Origin of the sequence: Bordetella genomosp. 5 (genome assembly GCF_002261475.1) — a bacterium.
GTDB lineage: Bacteria > Pseudomonadota > Gammaproteobacteria > Burkholderiales > Burkholderiaceae_B > Bordetella.
Genome location: NZ_NEVN01000006.1, coordinates 163,931 through 183,948, shown reverse-complemented (window position 1 = coordinate 183,948; position 20,018 = coordinate 163,931). Strand labels below are relative to the sequence as shown.

21 protein-coding genes are annotated in these 20,018 nt (G+C 67.0%); 7 read left to right on the top strand and 14 right to left on the bottom strand.

The genetic code is table 11. The annotated features are described in order from the left end of the window. The first annotated feature begins 128 nt into the window (after nt 1–128). Entirely contained in the window at nt 129–1,349 is a 1,221-nt protein-coding gene (locus CEK29_RS12520) for an MFS transporter (protein WP_094800009.1), read from the top strand. A 37-nt stretch (nt 1,350–1,386) separates the two neighbouring features. On the opposite strand, the gene CEK29_RS12515 is transcribed toward CEK29_RS12520, so the two are convergent. Beyond that, nucleotides 1,387–2,196, bottom strand: coding sequence for an SDR family oxidoreductase (locus CEK29_RS12515; RefSeq protein WP_094858296.1), 810 nt, complete (start codon nt 2,194–2,196; stop codon nt 1,387–1,389). A gap of 203 nt (nt 2,197–2,399) precedes the next feature. Between CEK29_RS12515 and CEK29_RS12510 the strand changes: the two genes are divergently transcribed. From CEK29_RS12510 to CEK29_RS12490, 5 genes are all read left to right on the top strand, one after another. Further along, entirely contained in the window at nt 2,400–2,849 is a 450-nt protein-coding gene (locus CEK29_RS12510; protein WP_094800011.1) for a PA2169 family four-helix-bundle protein, read from the top strand. A 166-nt stretch (nt 2,850–3,015) separates the two neighbouring features. Then, entirely contained in the window at nt 3,016–4,050 is a 1,035-nt protein-coding gene (locus CEK29_RS12505) for an acyl-CoA dehydrogenase family protein (RefSeq protein WP_217903880.1), read from the top strand. Beyond that, on the top strand, nt 4,038–4,799 hold the full coding sequence (locus tag CEK29_RS12500) for a PIG-L deacetylase family protein (RefSeq protein ID WP_170948445.1): 762 nt from the start codon (nt 4,038–4,040) through the stop codon (nt 4,797–4,799). Before CEK29_RS12505 ends, CEK29_RS12500 begins: the two co-directional genes overlap by 13 nt. Beyond that, nucleotides 4,796–5,380: a class I SAM-dependent DNA methyltransferase gene (locus CEK29_RS12495; protein ID WP_094800012.1), complete on the top strand. Its 585-nt coding sequence runs from the start codon at nt 4,796–4,798 to the stop codon at nt 5,378–5,380. The genes CEK29_RS12500 and CEK29_RS12495 overlap by 4 nt, the downstream gene beginning before the upstream one ends. After that, nucleotides 5,377–6,066 carry a glycosyltransferase gene (locus CEK29_RS12490; protein ID WP_094858295.1) on the top strand — a complete coding sequence of 230 codons (690 nt, stop codon included), beginning with the start codon at nt 5,377–5,379 and terminating at the stop codon, nt 6,064–6,066. The genes CEK29_RS12495 and CEK29_RS12490 overlap by 4 nt, the downstream gene beginning before the upstream one ends. An 18-nt stretch (nt 6,067–6,084) precedes the next feature. On the opposite strand, the gene CEK29_RS12485 is transcribed toward CEK29_RS12490, so the two are convergent. The 13 genes from CEK29_RS12485 to CEK29_RS12425 form a co-directional block, all read right to left on the bottom strand. Continuing rightward, nucleotides 6,085–7,404, bottom strand: coding sequence for an MFS transporter (locus CEK29_RS12485; protein ID WP_217903879.1), 1,320 nt, complete (start codon nt 7,402–7,404; stop codon nt 6,085–6,087). 59 nt (nt 7,405–7,463) lie between these two features. Then, nucleotides 7,464–7,937 carry a RidA family protein gene (locus CEK29_RS12480; protein ID WP_094858294.1) on the bottom strand — a complete coding sequence of 158 codons (474 nt, stop codon included), beginning with the start codon at nt 7,935–7,937 and terminating at the stop codon, nt 7,464–7,466. Then, the gene (locus CEK29_RS12475) at nt 7,934–9,001 is read right to left on the bottom strand and encodes a DUF4392 domain-containing protein (RefSeq protein WP_176456895.1); all 1,068 of its coding nucleotides are present in this window, start codon (nt 8,999–9,001) and stop codon (nt 7,934–7,936) included. Before CEK29_RS12475 ends, CEK29_RS12480 begins: the two co-directional genes overlap by 4 nt. A gap of 27 nt (nt 9,002–9,028) precedes the next feature. After that, nucleotides 9,029–10,030, bottom strand: a complete 1,002-nt coding sequence (locus CEK29_RS12470; protein WP_249279024.1) for a threonine ammonia-lyase — start codon at nt 10,028–10,030, stop codon at nt 9,029–9,031. Between the two features lie 217 nt (nt 10,031–10,247). After that, the gene (locus tag CEK29_RS12465) at nt 10,248–11,171 is read right to left on the bottom strand and encodes a LysR family transcriptional regulator (RefSeq protein ID WP_094858293.1); all 924 of its coding nucleotides are present in this window, start codon (nt 11,169–11,171) and stop codon (nt 10,248–10,250) included. A 62-nt stretch (nt 11,172–11,233) separates the two neighbouring features. Next, a complete protein-coding gene (locus CEK29_RS12460) occupies nt 11,234–11,644 on the bottom strand; it encodes a hypothetical protein (RefSeq protein ID WP_094858292.1) in 411 nt (136 codons plus the stop codon). A gap of 101 nt (nt 11,645–11,745) precedes the next feature. Then, a complete protein-coding gene (locus CEK29_RS12455) occupies nt 11,746–12,156 on the bottom strand; it encodes a Zn-ribbon domain-containing OB-fold protein (protein WP_094858291.1) in 411 nt (136 codons plus the stop codon). Nucleotides 12,157–12,158: 2 nt separating this feature from the next. Next, nucleotides 12,159–13,316 carry an acetyl-CoA acetyltransferase gene (locus CEK29_RS12450; RefSeq protein ID WP_094858290.1) on the bottom strand — a complete coding sequence of 386 codons (1,158 nt, stop codon included), beginning with the start codon at nt 13,314–13,316 and terminating at the stop codon, nt 12,159–12,161. Nucleotides 13,317–13,353: 37 nt separating this feature from the next. Further along, nucleotides 13,354–14,493: an acyl-CoA dehydrogenase family protein gene (locus tag CEK29_RS12445; RefSeq protein WP_094858289.1), complete on the bottom strand. Its 1,140-nt coding sequence runs from the start codon at nt 14,491–14,493 to the stop codon at nt 13,354–13,356. 30 nt (nt 14,494–14,523) lie between these two features. Beyond that, nucleotides 14,524–16,053 carry an AMP-binding protein gene (locus CEK29_RS12440; RefSeq protein ID WP_094858288.1) on the bottom strand — a complete coding sequence of 510 codons (1,530 nt, stop codon included), beginning with the start codon at nt 16,051–16,053 and terminating at the stop codon, nt 14,524–14,526. A 5-nt stretch (nt 16,054–16,058) separates the two neighbouring features. Further along, nucleotides 16,059–16,934, bottom strand: a complete 876-nt coding sequence (locus CEK29_RS12435) for a MaoC family dehydratase (protein WP_094858287.1) — start codon at nt 16,932–16,934, stop codon at nt 16,059–16,061. 51 nt (nt 16,935–16,985) lie between these two features. Next, nucleotides 16,986–17,969 (bottom strand): Bug family tripartite tricarboxylate transporter substrate binding protein, encoded by a 984-nt coding sequence (locus CEK29_RS12430; protein WP_094858286.1) that lies wholly within the window; start codon nt 17,967–17,969, stop codon nt 16,986–16,988. Nucleotides 17,970–18,051: 82 nt separating this feature from the next. Further along, nucleotides 18,052–19,017, bottom strand: coding sequence for a tripartite tricarboxylate transporter substrate binding protein (locus tag CEK29_RS12425; RefSeq protein ID WP_094858285.1), 966 nt, complete (start codon nt 19,015–19,017; stop codon nt 18,052–18,054). Between the two features lie 221 nt (nt 19,018–19,238). Here CEK29_RS12425 and CEK29_RS12420 point away from each other — a divergent pair, with 221 nt between their 5' ends. After that, a complete protein-coding gene (locus CEK29_RS12420) occupies nt 19,239–19,991 on the top strand; it encodes a beta-ketoacyl-ACP reductase (RefSeq protein ID WP_094858284.1) in 753 nt (250 codons plus the stop codon). The last annotated feature ends 27 nt before the right edge of the window (nt 19,992–20,018 follow it).

Genomic DNA, 20,018 nt, shown 5'->3' with positions numbered 1-20,018 from the left:
TTGTGATCCGTCACCATGAGGCACGGGGCTCGCACCCGTAATCTCGCTGCCGTCACCTGAATGACAGCTGCCCCTACGTACAATGTGGCTGCTGCACCGCAGCAACCCGTTGTTCATCTCTGATTCCCATGTCGTACACCTCTTCTTATCAGCACCGGCCCGGCCTGGTGCTCCTGGCGCTTGCCGTCGGCAGCTTCGCGATCGGCACCACCGAATTCGCCACGATGAGCCTGCTGCCCTACTTCGCCCAATCGCTGGGCATCGACGCGCCGACCGCCGGCCACGTCATCAGCGCCTACGCGCTCGGCGTGGTCGTGGGCGCACCGGTGCTGGCCGTGCTGGGCGCGCGCATGCCGCGCCGCCGTCTGCTGATCGCCCTGATGGCGCTGTTCGCGCTCGGCAACGGTCTGAGCGCGATCGCGCCCAACTATCACTGGATGCTGTTCTTCCGCTTTTTGAGCGGCCTGCCTCACGGCGCGTACTTCGGTATCGCATCGCTGGTGGCGAGCTCGCTGGTGCCCGCCAACCGCCGCACCATGGCCGTGGGCCGGGTGTTCCTCGGCCTCACGGTCGCCACCATCGTCGGCGTGCCGATGGCCAACTGGCTGGGTCAGGTGATCGGCTGGCGCTGGAGTTTCGGCCTCGTGTCGCTGCTCGCGATCCTCACCATGATCAGCGTGCGGCTGTATGCCCCCGACTCGCCGGCGGACCCGCATGCCAGCCCGCTGCGCGAACTGAGCGCGCTCAAGCGCGGCCAGGTCTGGATCACGCTGGCGATCGGCGCGGTCGGCTTTGGCGGCCTGTTTTCGATCTACACCTATCTGGCCGATACGCTGACGGCGGTGACGCAGGTCTCGCCAGCCACCGTGCCGCTGGTGCTCAGCGTCTTCGGCGTGGGGCTGACCGTGGGCAATATGATCGTGCCGATCTTCGCCGACCGCGCGGTGATGCGCACGGCCGGGCTGCTGCTCCTGTGGTCGGCGGTCGTGCTCGCCCTCTTCCCGCTGATGGCCGACAACATCTGGCTCATCTCGCTGAATGTGTTCCTGGTGGGCGTGGGCGGCGCGCTCGGCACCGTGTTGCAAACGCGGCTGATGGACGTGGCCGGCGACGCGCAGGGGCTGGCCGCCGCGCTCAATCACTCGGCCTTCAATTTCGCCAATGCGCTGGGCCCGTTCCTGGGCGGGCTGGCGATTGCCGCCGGCTTCGGCTGGACCTCGACCGGCTGGGTCGGCAGCCTGCTCGCGATCGCGAGCATGCCGCTTTGGCTGTGGGCCGTGACGCTGGAGCGCCGCAAGGGCCTGCCGCAGACCGGCGAGCGCCTGGAGCCGCGGCCCCGGGCGCATTGAGTAAGCCGCGCGCCGGTCCGGCGCGCGGCAAGCACGATCAGTACGTGCCGGGGTACATCCCGCCGTCGATCAGCAGGTTCTGGCCGGTGATGTAGGCCGCCTGCTTGCTGCACAGGAACGCGCACAGCGCGCCGAACTCCGCGGGCGTGCCGAAGCGGCGCGCCGGGATGTCCTGCTTCTGCTCCGAAGCGACCTGCTCTTCGCTCTTGCCCGATTTCTTGGCGGCGAATGCACGCGACGAGGCCAGCCGGTCGGTGTCGAACTTGCCCGGCAGAATGTTGTTGATGGTCACGCCCTTGGCGGCGATCTCGGTGCGGGCCAGCCCCGCCACGAAGCCCGTCAGGCCGCTGCGTGCCCCGTTGGACAGACCCAGGATATTGATCGGCGACTTCACCGAGCTCGAGGTGATGTTGACGATGCGGCCGTAGCCGCGCGCCGCCATGCGGTCGACGGTCGCCTTGATCAGCTCGATCGGCGTGAGCATGTTCGCGTCCACCGCCTTGACCCAGGCGTCGCGATCCCATTCGCGAAAGTCACCCGGGGGCGGGCCGCCGGCGTTCGTGACGACGATGTCGAAATCCAGCCCAGGGCCGCCCGCCACCTCGAACACGGTGGCACGGCCCTCGGGCGTGGTGATGTCGGCCGCCGCGGCCAGCACCTGCACGGGCCGGCCGTTCGCACTGCCCAGCGCCTCGAGCCGCTGGCGCGCCTGCGCCAGCACGGCGGGATCGCGCGCGTTGATCACCACATGAACGCCCGCCTGCACCAGCGCCTCGGCGCAGCCGTAACCCAGGCCTTTGCTCGCGCCGCACACCAACGCCCACTTACCGGCGATTCCGAAATCCATTGTCGATTCTCCTCTGCGTGAGCCCCGGCGGGCACGCGGCGGACTGCCGCGCGCGCCGAGGGCGAAACGACCATCGTACCGGCTTTGCCCCCCGCGCTGGCACGCGGAGCCTGTAACCGGAGGGGTCAGGCACGCCACGTGCTAATGGATTCCATGACAAGTGGCGCTTGGACTGCTTGCTGGACCCTACAAGGAGATAGACCATGGCTGACAAAGTCATCGATGTGCTGAACGACCTGATCGAGGTCTCGAAGAACGGCGAGAAAGGCTTCGAAGCGGCTGCCGGCGATACCAAGAATCCCGAGCTGCAGGCCCTGTTCTCCGCCCGCGCCCGTGACTGCGCTTCCGGCGCGGCCGAGCTGCAAACCGTGGTGACCCGTCTGGGCGGCAAGCCCGAAGACAGCGGCACCGTCGCCGGCGCCGTGCACCGCGGCTGGGTCAACCTGAAGGCCGCCGTGGCCGGTCGTACCGACCTGGCCATTCTCGAAGAGTGCGAGCGTGGCGAAGACGTCGCCAAGGCCGAATACACCAAGGCCCTGAAGGAAACCCTGCCCGAAGACGTGCGTGTGATCGTCGAACGCCAGTACCAGGGCGTGCTGCGCAATCACGATCAGATCCGGGATCTGCGCGACCGCTTCAAGGCTTCGACCTGAGCTTGAGACGAGGGCGTCGCTCCGCCCCCCGGGCGGCACCCTAGTCTGACGGATCGGCCAGGTGGAAAGCGAGCCGCCTGACCGATTCCGGGGTGATCCCGGCCTGCCCGCGATCACCCCTTTTGTTGGTCCATTGCCCGTATTCCTGCCTGCCTTATCCCACACCATGAGTGACATTTCTGCACCCGCGGTCGCGATCGATACCGCGCGGCTGGACACCCTGCTCGACGCCTACGTCTTTCCGGACGCGCTGGACGAGGCCCTGCTCGCCATGCGCGCGGCGGGCTACGACCGCCTGCCCCTGCCCGGCGCCGGCGCCACGCTGCTGCGTTGGCAGATCCTGGCCACCGTGGCACGCCACGACCTGAGTCTGGCCAAGCTCTACGAAAGCCATACCGATGCGCTGGCCATCCTGCACGAGCTCGAAGGCGGTGAAGCGCCCGATGGCTTCTGGGCCGTGTGGTGTGCCGAGCCGCCGACGCATCGCGTCCGCGCCACGCCCACCGGCGACGGCACGCTGCTGAACCTGCAAGGCGCCAAGGCCTGGTGCTCGGGCGCGCGCCGCGTGAGTCATGCCTTGATCAGTGTGTGGGACGGCGAGCAACCGCGCCTGGCGGCGGTAAGCATGAGCCAGCCGGGTGTGCATATTACCGATCAAGGCTGGCATGCCACCGGCATGTCGGCCACCGAAAGTGTCGACGTCGTGTTCGACAACGCCACCGCGCGCGCGGTCGGCGCGCCTGGCGCCTATGTAGACCGCCCGGGATTCATGCACGGCGCCGCCGGCATCGCGGCGTGCTGGTACGGCGCAGCGAGCGCCATCGCCGATCCCGTTCTGGAAGCCGCGCGCCGGCGCGGCGAAGACCCGCACGCCCTCGCCCATCTCGGCGCGATCGACGTGGCGCTCGCCCAGGGCGCCAACGCGCTGCGCGCCGCCGCCAGCGACATCGACGCCCACCCGCGCGAGAGCTGCACCCGTTCGATCCGGCGCGCGCGCCTGGCCGTCGAAGCCGTGGTCGATAAAGTGCAATGGCATGCCGGGCGCGCGCTGGGCGCGAGCCCGTTCTGCAAAGACGCCGATTTTGCGCGCCGCGTGGCCGATCTGCCCGTCTTCGTGCGCCAGAGCCACGCCGAGCGCGACCTCGCCACCCATGCGCAAGAATTGCTGCGTCCCGCGGGGTCCTCACCGTGGCGGCTCTAGCGAACCCCCGGCACATCGCCGGAGAAGGCACCACCGAGACCGCCTGGGCGGACTGGTTTCAGCGCCATGCGCTGCCGGAAGCCGACCCGGCCGAGTTGCTGGCCGGCAGCGACACCCTGCATGTGCTCGCCCCGCATCCCGATGACGAAGTCCTGGCCTGCGCGGGCCTGATGCGCCGCGCGGTGCGGCTGGGCGTGGCCGTGCGCGTCTGGGCCGTCACCGATGGCGAGGCGAGTCACCCCGGCTCCACGCAGTGGCCGTCCGAACGGCTGCGCCAGGCGCGCGCCGACGAGAGCAGCGCGGCGTTGGCCACCCTCGGCGTCTTCGCCAGCCGCGTGCGTCTGGCCATCCCCGACGGCGGCGTGAGCGCGCGCGAGAAAGCGCTCGCCGAGGCCCTGGCGCGCGTGGTCGATCGCGGCGATACGCTGGTGGCGCCCTGGCGGCTCGATGGTCATCCCGATCACGAAGCCGTCGGCCGCGCCGCCGCCGAGGTCGCCGCGCGCCGCGAATGCCGCCTGCTCGAAGCGCCCATCTGGGGTTGGCACTGGGCCGACCCCGCCGATGAACCTTTGCCGCGCGACCGCGCCGTGTGCGTGCCGCTGGATCCCGCCGACCGTCACGCCAAGGCGCGCGCGATGCGCTGCTACACCAGCCAGTTGGCGGCGGACGCCTCGACCGGCCGGCCGCCGATCCTGCCGCCGTTCGCACTGGCCCGTTTCCATCGTCCGTTCGAGGTTTTTCTCCGATGACCGACTTCGAAGCGCTATATCGCGCCGACGCGGACCCCTGGCAGGTCGCGAGCGCCTGGTACGAGTGCCGCAAACGCGCCCTGCTGATGGCGAGCCTGCCGCAGCAGCGCTATGGCCGCGTGCTCGAGCTCGGCTGCGGCACCGGCATCACCACGCGCGAACTCGCGCAACGTTGCGACGACCTGCTCGCCATCGACAGCGCGCCCACCGCGGTATCGCGCTGCCGTGCCGTGCTCGAAGCGGCGGGCCTGGGTCACGCCCGCGTAGAGGAAGGCGAGCTTCCGCGCGCCTGGCCGGTGACGCCGGGCGCCACGGTCGACCTGATCGTGGTGTCGGAACTGGCGTATTACTTTTCCGACGCGGACCTGACGGCCTTCCTCGACCACTGCCACAACTCGCTCGCGCCGGGCGCCGACTGGCTGCTGTGTCATTACAAACGCCCGTTCCACGACCGCATGCAGGACACCGACGCGCTGCATCGCCGCGCGGGCGCCCTGCCCGGCATGCGGCATCTGATCGCCCACGACGAAGACGATTTCCGACTCGATGTCTGGCGCGCGGCCGGCGGGAGCGCATCATGATCGGCATCTGCATTCCCGCGCATAACGAAGAAGCCGACATCGACGCCTGTCTGGCGGCGGTGCAACGGGCCAGCCAGCATCCCGACCTGCACGGCGAACACGTCGAGGTGGTGGTCGTGCTGGATGCCTGCACCGACGGCACCGCGGCGTGCGTGGCGCGCTGGCCGGCGCTGGCGCTGAGCACGCAGCATCGCAACGTGGGCCTGGCCCGCGCCGATGGCGCCGCGCGGCTACTGGCCGACGGCGCCCGCTGGCTGGCCTTCACCGATGCGGACACGGTGGTCTCCGAACGCTGGCTGGTGGAACAGCTCGCGCTGAACGCCGAGGTGGTCTGCGGCACCGTCGCCGTGGCCGACTGGAGCAGCCACGGCACGCTGGCCGAACGTGCCCGCGCCGCGTTCGACGCGTCGTACCTGGATCAGGACGGCCATCGCCATGTGCACGGCGCCAACCTCGGCATCAGCGCCGGCGCGTACCGCGCCATCGGCGGCTTCGAAGCGCTGGCGTGCAGCGAAGACCAGGCGCTGGTCGACCGCCTCGAGGCGGCCGGGGTACCCATCGCCTGGAGCGCCCGACCGCGCGTCACGACGAGCGCCCGCCCCTATTCGAGAGTGTCGGGCGGCTTCGCGACGGCCCTGCGCCAGGGCTGGACCGGCCTGGCGGGCGACGAGGTTGTCGTCGCCTGACAGGCGCGGTCCGGTCGATCAGCGATTGACCAGCTTCTTGGGCAGGGTCAGCGTCAGCGCCGCCCCGACGATCGCCACGCCGGCGATGAAGAGCACGCCGTTGTCGGTGCTGCCCGTCATGTCCTTCACCACGCCCACCACGTAGGGGCTGACAAAGCCGCCGAGTCCGCCGAAGCAGTTGATCAGCGCGACGCCCGCCGCCATGCCCACGCCCGACAGAAAGAGGCCCGGTATGGTGAACAGCATCGACGTGGTGCTGTAGGCGCCGACCGCGGCCACGGTCAGGGACAGCAGCGCGAGACCCATCGATCCGTGGAAGTAGACGCTGCCGGCCAGGCCCAGGCACACGCAGGTGAACGGGCCCACCAGGTGCCAACGGCGTTCGCGCATGCGATCCGAGCTGCGGCCGATCAGGTACATCACGACGAAGGCGGCGGTGAACGGCACGGCCGTGTACAGGCCCACGTGCATCACATCGCCCACGTTGAGCTGCTGAACCAGCGTGGGCAGCCAGAACGAAACCCCATAAGAGCAGATGGCCGAGCAGAAGCAGATGGAGGTCATCTTCCAGACGCGGCGGTCCTGCAGCGTCGCCTTGAGCGATCCCGTGGACTTGTCGTGACGCGTCAGATCGCGCTCGGCCTGCAACTCGCCCTCGACGAGCTCACGCTCGGCGGGACTCAGCCAGCCGGCCACCGCGGGGCTGTCGGCCAGATACTTCAGGCACAACACACCGAGCAGCAGCGAGGGCACCGCCTCGATGATGAACATCCACTGCCAGCCTGCCAGCGAATGCGCGCCGTGGCCCCACTCAATGATGGCGCCCGACAGCGGCGCGCCGATCATGCCCGAGAGCGGAACCGCGCCCACGAACAGCGCCACCATCTTGGCGCGCTTGTTCGCCGGAAACCAGTAGGTCAGATACAGGATCACGCCGGGATAAAAGCCAGCCTCGGCGGCGCCCAACAGGAAGCGCAGCACGTAGAACTGCGTCGGCGTCTCGACGAATGCGAAGCAGGCCGAGATCAGGCCCCACAGGATCATGATCCGCGAAATGGTCTTCTTGGCGCCGATGCGCATCATCAGCAGATTGCTCGGCACCTCGAAGATCAGGTAGCCGATGAAGAACAGGCCCGCGCCGAGGCCATACACGGCATCGCTGAAGCCCAGGTCGTTGAGCATATGCAGCTTGGCAAAGCCGATATTGATGCGATCCAGATAGGCGGCCACGTAGCACAGCATCAAAAACGGCATGATGTGCAGCGCGATCTTGCGATAGACCGCGTTGCGATCCGCCGGATCGGCGGCGCGCACCGGTGTGTCAAGTGTCACTTGCATTGAATTTCCCCTTGGGTGTTATGTCGGAGCGCGCGGGCCGGCCTTCCGGCCCGCGCGCCTCACGTTCTGAGCTGCACGATGGCTTCGACCTCGACCGCCATGCCCGACGGCAAGGACGAGGCGCCGGTGGCGATGCGGACATGGCGTCCGCGCTCGCCCAGTACGTCGGCGAACAGATTGGAGGCGCCGTCGAGCACCTGCGCGTGCGCTTTGAAGTCTTCCGCGCAGTTCACGACGCCTGCGACGCGCACGAAACCCGCCACCCGCTCGAGGTCGTCGTCGCAGGCCTGGGCCAGATGCGCCAGCACATTGAGCCCGCACAGGCGCGCCGCGCGCTGACCGGCCTCTACGTCCAGGTCACGTCCCACCCTGCCCTCGAACTGCAGCACGCCATCGAGGCGCGGCGCCTGACCCGCGATGAACAGCAGATCCCCCACGCGCACCGAGGGCACGTAGCTTCCACGCGGCGGGTTGATGCCCGGCAGATCGAGGCCCAGTGCCCGCAGCCGCGCGCTGAAGGTGTTCGCGCTCATTTGAGCTGCCTCCAGTCGCCCTGCTGGCCCTGCCAGTTGACCGAGTGCCCCAGCGCACGCATCACGCTGCCGCGCAGGGCGCGGACCATGCCCGCGTACTCGTCCATGGCGATGCCGTCATGGGCGGGCTCCGGCGCCATGAACATACCGTCCACCCCGCCGTGCGCGACGCAAAGCTCCGTACTGCGCGTTTCGAGCTCGGGCGTATGGAACACCACGGGATTCTCGAGCAGCGCGGCCAAGGCGGCGACCACCCCGGTGGCACCGAAGTTCGAGACGTTGGCCACCACCAGCCAGTCGGCGGCCGTCACGGCCGCCACGCCGCCGCGCCCGGGCGTACCAGTGTCGCGCGCCTTGGGCGAGAACGTCGGCAGGTCTTCGGCGATCACGCCCATGCCGAGCTCATTGCCGCCATCGCCGATCCCGATAAAGGGAATCGCGGCGTCCTTCACCTTCTCGAACAGATAGTCGAGATTGGCGACCAGCCCGTCGAGCGGACGTCCGCCCAGGCCGTGATAGAGGCCCAGCGCATTGCGCCCGGGCCGTTCGATCGCGATGGCCGCGCAGGGCTGAGTCACTGCAAGCAGCGCGTCGCAGATCGCATGCGCACCCCGGTCGTCTTTCGGCACGGTGCGGATGTACACCGGGCGCAGGAATTCGACCGGCCGGATCACGCCATCCGCGGGGAACGGCATGGGTGCCAAGCCGGCGCCGCGCAGCGTGGCGATCATCATCTCTTCCCAGTCTTCGTCGATGACGATCACCGTCTCGCGGCGCAAGCCCAGGAAGAACGCGCGCGCGAGCAGGGCCGCGCCGATCGGACCATCCGTCTCGGGCGCGCCGCCGCCCTCCGGAAAACCGGTGGCGATCAGGATCGGGCCCGGCCGCTCCTGCGTCGCCTGTACCAGGCGCTCGGCCGCGCCCATGCAGACCGGCCCGGGCTGCCGCGTCTGCAGGGCATCGCTCAGATTGCCGATCAGGCCCACGCCGGTGTAGTCCAGGCGCATGAAGTCGTCGATCGTGCGCGCCACGCGCCGATAGGTATTGGAATCTCGTTTCAGCATGATGTGCGGGAATGAAAGTGTGGGGAGTTAGCTGTTGAGGGCGTCGCTGTAGACCGCGGGGTCGACGTTGCCACCGGAGAGGACCAGCACGACGGTCTTGCCGCGCGCCTCGATCCGGCCCGCCAGCAAGGCGGCCAGCGGCACGGCCCCGCCCGGCTCCACGACCAGGCGCAGATGCTGATAGGCCGCCTTCATGGCGCGACGGGTGTCGTCATCGCTCACGACCAGGCTGCCCGCGAGCAGATGCTGGTTGACCGGAAAGGTGAGCTTGCCCGGCCGCACCACCTGAAGCGCATCGCAGATCGACTGCGCACCCGGCGCGTTGCTCTCGGGTTGGCCCGAGGCCAGCGAACGCGCCAGCTCGTCGAACCCGGCCGGCTCGCCCGCATACACGGCCACGTCCGGCTGCAGACTCTTGACGGCCAGCGCCACGCCCGCGACCAGCCCGCCGCCACTGCATGCGGCGATCACGGCATCGATGCGCGCACCGGCGGCGTCGGCCTGTTCGACGATCTCCAGACCCACCGTGCCCTGGCCCGCCATGATGTGCGGGTCGTCGTACGGCGGCACGATCACCGCGCCCGTCCGGCCCGCGATCTCGGCACCGATCGCTTCGCGATCATCCTTCTGGCGGTCGTACAGAATCACCTCCGCGCCATTGGCACGGGCACCTTCGATCTTGGCGCGCGGCGCGTCGGCGGGCATGATGATGCTCGCCGGAATACCCAGCTTGCGGGCAACCGCCGAGGTCGCCAGCGCGTGGTTACCGGAGGAGAACGCCACCACACCAGCGCGCCGTTGCGCCTCGTCGAGTTGCAGCAGACGGTTGCAGGCGCCGCGGTACTTGAAGGCGCCCGCATGCTGCAGGCACTCCGCTTTGACGAGGATGCGGGCGCCGAACAGGTCGTTCAGCGTCGCGCTTTCCAGCAGCGGAGTACGCACGATGTGATCGCGGATGCGCTCATGCGCCTGCTGGATATCGCCGAGACCGACGGCGAAAGTGGGGGTGGGTTGAGTGACTGCGCTCACGAGAGCTCCTGGCTGAATGCGACATTGCGCAGCCATTACAGCGTGGGCTCTCGATAACCTCCAATCCCGATTTCGGATCGATATCGATTAGATTTTGTTATTCATGCAGAATCTTCCTGGGCGGCATGCGACCGGATGTCGGCCCTAACGATCATCAATCGGGGAAAGCCCTAGGCCGCCTGGGCGGCTCGCCGTGGGTGCCTCGGCAGCGCTCCTATCAGCGCGATGCGGGCGACTGGCGTCGGCGCCTGCGGCCGGCCGTGGAGGCTTTGGCGATGGTCTGCGCCAGCTGGGCGAGCGCTTGCTTGGCGAGCTCGTCGCTGCCCCGGGCATAGGCAACCGCGAAACTGAGGTCACGCAGTTGCATCTGCGTCTGGCGCACCTTCAGCCTGCCCTGCTCCACTTCCTTGAGCACGGCCAGACGCGGCACCACACACACACCGAAGCCGTCTTCCGCCATCCGCACGATCGTCGACAGAGACCAGTTCGTAAAAATGCGCGGCGCACCGCGATCCGGCGTCGTGAGTTCCTGATGGAGGTATGTGTACGGGTAGGTGCGCTTGGGAAACGTGATCAGCGGATGGGCCGCCACGTCTTCGTTCGAGAGCGGCTCTTTGCCGAGCTTGAGCGTGGGCGCGGACAGGAAGTTCAGCGCATAGCTGCAAAGCGCCGTCTCGACCAGATCGCCATCCGTCTGCGGGCCCAGCAGAAAGGCCATGTCGAGCTCGCCCGTGCGCACCGCCTCGCGCAGCGTCGGCGTGATGTCGACGACGATATCGATGATCAGATTGGGATACTGCTGCTGCGCCTGTTCAAGAAACTCGACCAGCCACGTGTGCACGATGGTTTCCGCCACGCCCAGCCGGATCACCCCGCTGACGGCCTGCTCCTCGGCGACCTTGTGCATCATTTCCGCGTGCAGGGCCATGAATCGTTCGGCGTAGTCGTAGAGCACACGACCCTTGGCGGTCAGCTTGACCGAGCGCGAGCTCCGGTCCAGCGCACGAATACCGAGTTCGCGCTCCAGCGTGGCAATACGCTGCGAAACGGCAGGCTGGGTCGTGTGCAGCTTCGCCGCCGCCTTGTTGAAGCTGGCGAGATTCACCACCCAGTAAAAGACTTCAAGACTTTTGAAGTTCATGCTTGCCTCTGCGGCTGCCCCACGGGCCGCCATTGTGGCACTTTCGATTGCGGCGCGGCCCCTCAGCCCGCCACTACCCGCCCGCGCCGCAGCTTCACGACGCCCACGATGATGAGCGCCAGCGACACCAAACCGCCCGGAATACCGAAAATCAGCATGAAGAAACCCAGCGCCGCGCGCTCGTCGCGGTGTAGCGGGCTGTCCTGAAACAGCGCAGGCGCAAGCGCCGCCAACAAATAGGCCGCGATGGTGAGCCCCACGATCACCAGCGCCCAGCCCACCCGCCGGCTGGGCACCACCCGCCGTGCCAGCAGCCAGATCAGCGCCGCGGCCAGACCCAGCGTGATCACACCGGCCACGGGCGTATTGAAGCCCGCCAGAACCTGCACCGGCCAGTAGCCCAGATAGGCGAAGACCAGACCGGTCGCAACCGGCACACCCCAATCGGCAATCGTCGACTTCGCGTGGTCCATGCTGTGCGTGGCTCCCTGTGAGAACGGATGGTGTTTCTTGCTGACGCAGTCTACCGCGGGGAGCCGTGTTGTTACCGCTGTCGAGCCACCGAAAGCGGGAACTAGGCCTCCAATTTGAACTGCGGCAACGTGATCTCGGGGGAGACCTGCTCGAAGCACACTCGCACCCGGGCGCCTATTCTGACCTCATCGACTGAACACTCTACGATGTTGGCCATCATGCGCACGCCTTCGTCCAGGTCGATCATGGCCACGACATATGGCACTTTCTCGCTCAGGGCGGCGTTGCTCGGGCGCCTGTTGACGGTGTAGGTGTAAATGGTTCCCTGGCCAGCGGACTCGATCCACTCGATGCGCTCCGACAGACAAGCGGTGCAGAATTCGCGCGGGTAAAACTGGCGCGTTTTGCAGCAGCCACATTGCTGCACGACTAGGCGATGGTCCTTCGCAGCATCCCAATAAGGCTGGGTGATGCGGGTCGGTTGCGGCAGCGGGCGTTGGGCTTGGTCCATGATCAGACTCCGAGTATCAGGGTGGTGTTGCAGGAGAAAACCAGGCCTGGCGCATGCACCAGGGCCAGCTCAGCCTTGGGCAGCTGCCGTTCGCCGCACTCCTTGCGTAGTTGATGCACGGCCTCGAGCAGCAGCAGCATGCCGAACTGACCGGGATGGTTGTAGGAAAGACCGCCGCCGGAGGTATTGATGGGAAAGTCGCCTGCGGGAGCCAGGCGTCCATCCGCCACGAAGGCGCCGCCCTCCCCGCGTTTGCAGAAACCCAGTTCCTCCAGCGACTGGATCACGCCAATCGTGAAGTGGTCGTAAATTTGCACCACGTCGATGTCCGCTCTCGTGACGCCGGCCATGGCCAGCGCGGCATCCGCCGTCTGCTTCACATTGGTGTCCAGCCAGTCCACCGTATTGAACGGCGTGTAGTGGTGAGAGAAGGACTCGGCAATACCCATCACGTAGACCGGCGGCCGCTTGAGCGTGCGGGCGCGGGCGGCGGACGTGACGATGATGGCGCCGCCGGCGTCGGTCACGAGGCAGCAGTCGCGCTGGCGCAAGGGGTCGGCAATCATTTTGGATGCCATGACTTCCTCGATCGAGGTGTCCTCGCGCCGGTAGGCCTTGGGGTTGAGCTGCGCCCACTTGCGCGCCGCCACCGCCACTTCGGCAAGGTCTTTATGGGTCGTGCCATAACGCTGCATGTGCAGCTGCGCCACCATCGCGTAATAGCCGATGGGGCTCAATTGCCCGTAAGGCGTGATGAACTGGCCGCGCGGCATGCGCATGTCTTCGGGCGTGCCACCCACCTTGCGCGTGCCGTCCGACAGCTGGGTGCTGCCGTAAGCCACCAGCGCCACCTCGCACATGCCGGCCTCGATGGCCGCCATGGCATGGCGGATATGCATGACGCTGGACATGCCGCCCACGCTGGTCGAATCCACGTAGCGCGGCCGTATGCCCAGGTACTCCGCCAGATGCAGGCCGGCGAACTTGTCGTCCACGTGCGCGAACACGCCGTCGACGTCCTGCAGCGTCAGTCCGGCATCGCGCAGGGCGCGGGCCGCCGCCTGCGCCTGCAGGTCCAGCGAGGTCATGCCGGGGACTTTCCCCAGGTCGGATTCGGCGGCGCCGACAATAGCGACCGATTTCGAAAGATGCTTGGTCATGAAGGGATCAGTTCCTGTCGAAGTCGAAGAAGAACGCTCAAAGCGTGCGGGCGATCAGCTCGCGCATGATTTCCGAGGCGCCCCCGTAGATTCGGTTGGGCCGCACGTCGGTGTAGGCACGGGCAATGGGGTATTCGCGCATGTAGCCGTAGCCCCCATGGAATTGCATCAGTTCATCGATCGCGCGGGTGGCTTCGGATGCCCACAGTTTGGCCATGGCCGCCCCGCCGGCGTCGAGTTCGCCGTCCAGGTACTGCTGCACACAGCCGTCGACGAAGGCGCGGGTGGCCGCGGCCAGGGTCTTGATATCGGCCAGCTTGAACCGGATGTATTGGTTGTCGATCAGGGCCTTGTCGAAGGCGCGCCGTTGCTTGGTGTAGTCGACGGTCCATTGCAGTGCGCTCTCCAGCGCCATGGCGCAGCGCACCGCGATCATCAGGCGTTCACGCACCAGTTCCTTCATCAGATAGCCGAAACCCTGGTCCGGCTCGCCCAGCATGTCCTCGTCCGGAACGAACATGTCCTGAAAGAACAGCTCTGCCGTGTCCTGCGCCTTCTGACCGACCTTGTCCAGCAGCCGCCCCCGCGTGAACCCGTTGGCCGTGGTATCGACCCAGAACAGGCTGATGCCACGCGCGCCGGCGCCGGGGTTCGTCTTGGCCACCACCAGCACGCGATCGGCGTGAAAGCCATTGGTAATGAACGTCTTCTGGCCGTTGATGACGTAGCCGCCCTGCGCCCTGACCGCCACCGTGCGTATCGCCTTGACGTCGCTGCCCGCTCCCGGCTCGGTCATCGCGATGGATGCGACGATGTCGCCGCGTGCCATGCCGGGCAGATCGCGTTGCTTCTGGCGCTCGGTGCCGAAGTTCAGCAGATACGGCGCCACGATGTCTGAATGGGTGGTGAAGCCGGTGACGCCCGTGGCCAGCGCGCGGGCGATCTCCTCCACCACGATGATGGTGTGCAGGAAATCGCCGCCTCCCCCGCCGTACTCCTCGGGGGTGCTGGGCAGCAGGATGCCGGCCGCGCCGGCTCGACGCCACAGATCTCGTGGCACCAGACCGTCCTGTTCCCATTGGTCGTGATGGGGCGTGATCTCGTCCGCGATGAAACGCGCCACGGTGTCACGGAACAGTTCATGGTCCGCGGAAAAAAGTCTGCGCTGCTGGTTCATGCCGTCTCCTGATCTGTCATGGTGGGCGGCCTAGGCTTGCGGCCAGTAGCGCTGCTTGACCAGGCGCTTGAGCAGCTTGCCGGTCTCGGTGCGCGGCATGTCGCCGGAAAAATCCACGCTCTTGGGGCACTTGACGGGCGAGATCCGGTCACGGCAATAGGCGATCAACTGCTGCGCCAGCTCGGGACTGGCGGCGGCGGGATCGCGCAATTGCACGACCGCCTTCACCTCCTCGCCGAACTCCTCGTTGGGCACGCCCACCACCGCCACGTCGGCCACCGCGGGATGCGTGCTGAGCAGGTTCTCCGCTTCCTGCGGATAGATGTTGACGCCGCCCGACACGATCATGTTGGACAGGCGGTCGGTCAGGTACAGATAGCCGTCCTGGTCCAGGTAGCCGATATCGCCGTAGGTGGCCCAGCCGCGCGCGTTGTAGGCGCCACGCGTCTTGTCCGGATCCTTGTGGTACTCAAAGGAACCGCCGCCGGAAAAGTAGATGACGCCGGGCTGTCCCACGGGCAGTTCGTTCAGCCCGTCCTCGCTCATGATGTGAGCCTGGCCGAACTCCGGCCGGCCGACCGAGCCGCGATGCGTCAGCCATTCATCGGAGCCCAGCGACGTGCGCCCCACCAGTTCCGTGCCGCTGTAGTACTCGTACAGGATCGGCCCCCACCACGCGATCATCGCGTCCTTGACGTCGGCCGGGCACGGCGCGGCCGCGTGCACGGCATAACGCAGCGTGGACAAGTCATGCTGCTCGCGCACTTCCCGCGGCAGGCGCAGCAGGCGGATGAACATGGTCGGCACCCACTGCGAATGCGTGACCCCATAAGTGGCGATGGCCTCCAGCGCCATTGCCGCGTCGAATTTCTCCATCATCACGCAGCTGCCACCCGCGCGCAGTGCCGCCATGTTCCAGCGCACCGGGGCTGCGTGATAGAACGGCGCGGTAGACAGATAGACCGTGTCGCGGTCGAATGCCTTCCACGCGCTGCTGGGCGCGTCTCCCACCCGGAAATAGCGGTTGGCGACCGATAGCGGACGCTTGATGCCCTTGGGCAGGCCGGTGGTGCCCGACGAATACAGAAAATCCGTGCCCTCCGGGGTTTCTGGCAGCGCCACATCGTCGGCGTGGCGGCCGATCCACGATTCGTAAGAGGCCGCGCCGGCGTCCGCGCCGTCCATGCGGACGCGCAACACGCCGCGCGCATCCAGGCTCTCGGAATCCGTTCCGGCCTGCGTATGGCTCGAATAGAACAGCACCCGCGCGTCGCAGTTGTCGATGATGTAGCGCGCTTCCTCGCGCTTCAGGTGGCGGCTGATGGTGGTGTAGTACAGGCCGACGCGATGCGCGGCCCACAGCAGCTCGAAAAAGCGCGGGTGGTTCTCCAGGAACACCGCGATCACGTCGCCAGCCCGCAGGCCGGCGTCCAGCAAGGCGGCCGCGCATTTGCGGCTGCGCAGCTCCAGCTCGCGCCAGGTCACCGTGGTTCCGGAGGGAATCATTCGATAGGCGATGCGGTCGGGCATCTCCTGGGCATAGGCTTCAAGTGCAGACATGGGTTTCACCTCTCGCTCGCGCAATACGCCAGTCTGGCGACGCCGTTGCTCAGCACTACCGTGCCGCGCTCGTCGGCCAGGGCACGAAATTGCAGGCTGTCGCCGTCGCGCCAGATCTCTACGCGCAGCGTCTCACCGGGGAAAAACGGCGCCGAAAAGCGCGCGGCGATCGCGCCGAGCCGGTGGGGCACTGCGCAGCCGCACGCCTGCAGCAGGGCGCGCGCCGCCATGCCATAGGTGCACAGGCCGTGCAGGATGGGCCGGTCAAAACCGGCGGCACGCGCCATATGCGGCAACGCATGCACCGGGTTCAGGTCGCCGTTCAGGCGATACAGCAAGGCTTGTTGCGGCAGCGTGGCCAGCAACACGACCTGATCGGGTGCGCGCGCCGGCGTAGCTGGCAAGGCCTCGGGCGATGCGTCGCCCGCGCCAAAGCCGCCATCGGCGCGGCAGAACGACACATGTTCGACGGTCGCCAGCGGCGCGCCGCTGTCGGCGTCCGAAATGTCGCGCACGGTCACGACCAGCGCGCCCTTGTCGGCGCCCTTGTCCACCACCCGCGTGACGCGGGTCTGGCTGCGTACCGCGCCGGCGGGAGCAAGCGCGGCATGGAACGTCATGCGATGCTCGCCGTGCAGGATCTTCAGCCAGTCGATGCCGGTGGCGGGATCCGCCGCCCAGCCGTTGGGCGCCCCGATGGTGGCCAGGAAAGTCGGCACCACGGCCGTTTCCTCTTCGAGCACGTAGCGCAGCTCGCTTTCATTCGCAGGATCACTGCCGTAGCCCAGCCCCAACGCATAGATCATGCAGTCGCGCGCGCTGTAGCGATCGACGCGGTCCTCGAACTTCCAGTTGCGCAGGTTTTGATAATCGATTGCCATGGATCATGCCTCCCTGTGCGAACCGGCGGCGCGTTGCCGCCGGCTCGTGGGTCATTCCACCTTGATGCCGGCGGCCTTGATGATTTTTTCCCAGCGGTCTTTTTCCGACCGGATGAAGCGGTCGAACTCGGCAGGCGTGCCACCCAACGGAATGCCGCCCTGCTGCGCCAGCTGCTTCCTGACCTCTTCATCGGCCAGAACGGCGTTGAGCTCCGTGTTCAGGCGCGCGACCACGGCCGGCGGCGTGCGCGCCGCGACCAGTACGCCCAACCAGGCGCCCACGTCGACATCGGGATAGCCCTGCTCCGCCAGGGTCGGCACGTCGGGCAGGATCTGGCTGCGCTCGCGGGTGGTGACCGCGAGCGCGCGCAGCCTGCCGGCCTTGACCAGCGGGGCCACGGTGATCACGTTCTCGACGGTAAAATCCACCTGCCCGGCCACCAGGTCGTTGGTCGCCGGCGCGGCGCCTTTGTAGGGCACAGTGACCGCCGTGAAATCCAGCCGGCTCTTCAGCAGCTCGCCGCCCAGGTGGCCGGACGTGCCGATCATGGAGACGGCCATGGAGAGGTTGCCCTGCTTCTTGCGCGCATAGTCGCGGAATTCCGCCAGCGTCTTGACGGGCGCGTTGGCATTGACGACCAGCGCGTTCGGCATGTTGATGATGCGGATCACCGGAGCGAAGTCGGACATCGCGTAGGGCAGCTTGCTGTACAGGGTGTAGTTGACCGCGTTGGGTCCGCTGCTGCCCATGACCATCGTGTAGCCGTCGGGCTCGGCGCGCAGCAAACCTTGCATGCCCAGGATGCCGGCCGCGCCCGCCATGTTTTCCACCACCACCGGCTGGCCCAGCCGTTCTGACAATTTCTTGCCTATCACCCGGCTGGTGATGTCCAGGATCCCGCCCGGCGAACTGGGCGCGATCAGCCGCAGGGGTTTGTTCGGATAGCCATCCGCCGCGCTCGCCATCTGCGGCAGGGCCAATGAGGTCATCAGGCCGGCCATCACTGCCTGCGCGACTCGCCTGCGTGTGTTCATGTATGTCTCCTGATCGTTTTGTGTTCGCGGGCTTGTGGCGCCCGTTGTGTCCGATCCTGTGAACGGATTCGTTACCGTCGCGTCAATCCACCTTCATGCCGGTGGCGTCGACGACGCCCTGCCACTTCTTCACTTCGGCCTTCAGAAATGCGCGGGCCTCTTCAGGGCCGCCGGTCAGGGGCCGGGCGTAGATCCGGTCCATGAACTCCTGCACGTCGGGCTGCTTGTTGATGTCGGCAACGGCGTCGGCCAGCGTCTTCAGAACCGGCGCCGGCACCTTGGCGGGCGCTGCCATGAAATACACCGCTTCGACGTCGTAGCCCTTGAGGCCGGCCTCCTCGATGGTGGGCAGGTCCGGCATCGCCTTCATGCGTTCGCGTCCGGTCACGGCCAGCGCCGTCAACTTCCTGGACTGCACCAGCGGGATCGCGGTGGAGACGCTGCCGAACATCATGTCGACCAGGCCCGACATCAGGTCCACCTCTGCGGGCGAAACGCCCTTGTAGGGCACGTGTGTCATGTCGACTCCGCCCATGACCTTGAACAGCTCGCCCGCCAGATGGATGGACGACCCCATGCCAGCCGAAGCGAAGGTCAGCTTGTTGCCCGGCGCGCGGGCCTTGCGGATCAGGTCGTCGACGCTCTGGATGCCGGAGCCGGGCGGCACGACCAGGATGTTGGGCGTGGACGCCACCATGCCGATGGGCATCAGGTCGCGCTCCCAATCGTAGGGATTGCGCTTCATGGCGGCGTTGGCCGCCACATAGTTGGCCGCCATCGCGAGGGTGTAGCCATCGGCCGGCGCTTGCGTCAGCGCCTGGATCGCGATGTTGCCGCCGGCGCCCGGACGGTTTTCGACGATGAACGTCTGGCTGAAACGCTCGCCCAACTTCTTCGCGTACAGGCGGGCGAGCAGATCGGTCGCGCCGCCCGGCGCGAATCCCACGTACACCCGCACCGGCTTGTCCGGATACGCACCGGCCCCGCTGGCCGTACCTACGGCAGCAAGCGTCAGTACCGCGGCCAACAATCCCTTCAACTTTGTCATGAGTCGGTCTCCTTCCATTTTTTTAGATAGGGGGATGTCGGGCCACCTAAATCCGACATGCCGAACAGTATACCGAGGTGCCGATATAAATGGTCAATAGTTCCGGCTGTGTGTATATTTCTTCGGAACCTCGGAATCTACTCAGCCCGGCCCGGTCCTCCCGAATATCGGATTTCGGATCGATGGGTCAGGACATTCACCAGCCATGGAAGGGGACGGAGATGGACTTGCAACTCACCGGTAAAGTCGCTGTGATCACAGGATCGGGCCGCGGCATCGGCTATGCGTCGGCGCTGGCCCTCGCGCAGGAAGGCGCCCGCATTGTGGTCACCGACATCAACCCGGAATCCGTGGAGCAGGCAGTGAGCAGCCTGAAGCAGGCCGGCCACGAGGCCATCGGTGCCGTGCTCGACGTCTGCGATCCCGAACAGGTCCAGACCATGGCCGATCTGGCCGCGCACGTCTTCGGCGGCATCGACATCCTGGTCAACAACGCAGGCTTCACCCGCGACAAATACCTGCTCAAGATGCCCGTGGAAGACTGGGATTCGGTGGTGGACACGATCCTGAAGGGGGCCTACTACTGCACCAAGGCCGCCCTGCCCTCGATGATGGAAAGGAAATGGGGCCGCGTCATCAACATTGCATCGCGCGCGCACTGGGGCAACCCCGGCCAGACCAACTACTCGGCCGCCAAGGCTGGCCTGATCGGCTTCACCCGCGCGCTGGCGTTGGAACAGGGCAAGTTCAACATCACCGCCAACGCCATTGCCCCTGGCTTGATCGAAACGCCGCTGGTGCGCGGCCTGTCCACCTACGAAACCCTGCGCACCAACGCGTTGGCGCGCCAGCCGGTGCCGCGCCTGGGTGCGGTCGAAGACATTGCCCACGCCGTGGCCTTTCTGGCTTCCGAGCGGTCCTCGTTCATCACGGGCGAACTGCTGCACGTGACCGGCGGTCGCTACGCCTCGTAAGCCGCCCCACCCGCGCCCCTACTCCGG

Coding starts and splice junctions, on each gene's coding strand:
- CEK29_RS12520 (WP_094800009.1), top strand. CDS start 129: ATGTCGTACACCTCTTCTTATCAGCACCGGCCCGGCCTGGTGCTCCTG.
- CEK29_RS12515 (WP_094858296.1), bottom strand. CDS start 2,196: ATGGATTTCGGAATCGCCGGTAAGTGGGCGTTGGTGTGCGGCGCGAGC.
- CEK29_RS12510 (WP_094800011.1), top strand. CDS start 2,400: ATGGCTGACAAAGTCATCGATGTGCTGAACGACCTGATCGAGGTCTCG.
- CEK29_RS12505 (WP_217903880.1), top strand. CDS start 3,016: ATGAGTGACATTTCTGCACCCGCGGTCGCGATCGATACCGCGCGGCTG.
- CEK29_RS12495 (WP_094800012.1), top strand. CDS start 4,796: ATGACCGACTTCGAAGCGCTATATCGCGCCGACGCGGACCCCTGGCAG.
- CEK29_RS12490 (WP_094858295.1), top strand. CDS start 5,377: ATGATCGGCATCTGCATTCCCGCGCATAACGAAGAAGCCGACATCGAC.
- CEK29_RS12485 (WP_217903879.1), bottom strand. CDS start 7,404: ATGCAAGTGACACTTGACACACCGGTGCGCGCCGCCGATCCGGCGGAT.
- CEK29_RS12480 (WP_094858294.1), bottom strand. CDS start 7,937: ATGAGCGCGAACACCTTCAGCGCGCGGCTGCGGGCACTGGGCCTCGAT.
- CEK29_RS12475 (WP_176456895.1), bottom strand. CDS start 9,001: ATGCTGAAACGAGATTCCAATACCTATCGGCGCGTGGCGCGCACGATC.
- CEK29_RS12465 (WP_094858293.1), bottom strand. CDS start 11,171: ATGAACTTCAAAAGTCTTGAAGTCTTTTACTGGGTGGTGAATCTCGCC.
- CEK29_RS12460 (WP_094858292.1), bottom strand. CDS start 11,644: ATGGACCACGCGAAGTCGACGATTGCCGATTGGGGTGTGCCGGTTGCG.
- CEK29_RS12455 (WP_094858291.1), bottom strand. CDS start 12,156: ATGGACCAAGCCCAACGCCCGCTGCCGCAACCGACCCGCATCACCCAG.
- CEK29_RS12450 (WP_094858290.1), bottom strand. CDS start 13,316: ATGACCAAGCATCTTTCGAAATCGGTCGCTATTGTCGGCGCCGCCGAA.
- CEK29_RS12445 (WP_094858289.1), bottom strand. CDS start 14,493: ATGAACCAGCAGCGCAGACTTTTTTCCGCGGACCATGAACTGTTCCGT.
- CEK29_RS12440 (WP_094858288.1), bottom strand. CDS start 16,053: ATGTCTGCACTTGAAGCCTATGCCCAGGAGATGCCCGACCGCATCGCC.
- CEK29_RS12435 (WP_094858287.1), bottom strand. CDS start 16,934: ATGGCAATCGATTATCAAAACCTGCGCAACTGGAAGTTCGAGGACCGC.
- CEK29_RS12430 (WP_094858286.1), bottom strand. CDS start 17,969: ATGAACACACGCAGGCGAGTCGCGCAGGCAGTGATGGCCGGCCTGATG.
- CEK29_RS12425 (WP_094858285.1), bottom strand. CDS start 19,017: ATGACAAAGTTGAAGGGATTGTTGGCCGCGGTACTGACGCTTGCTGCC.
- CEK29_RS12420 (WP_094858284.1), top strand. CDS start 19,239: ATGGACTTGCAACTCACCGGTAAAGTCGCTGTGATCACAGGATCGGGC.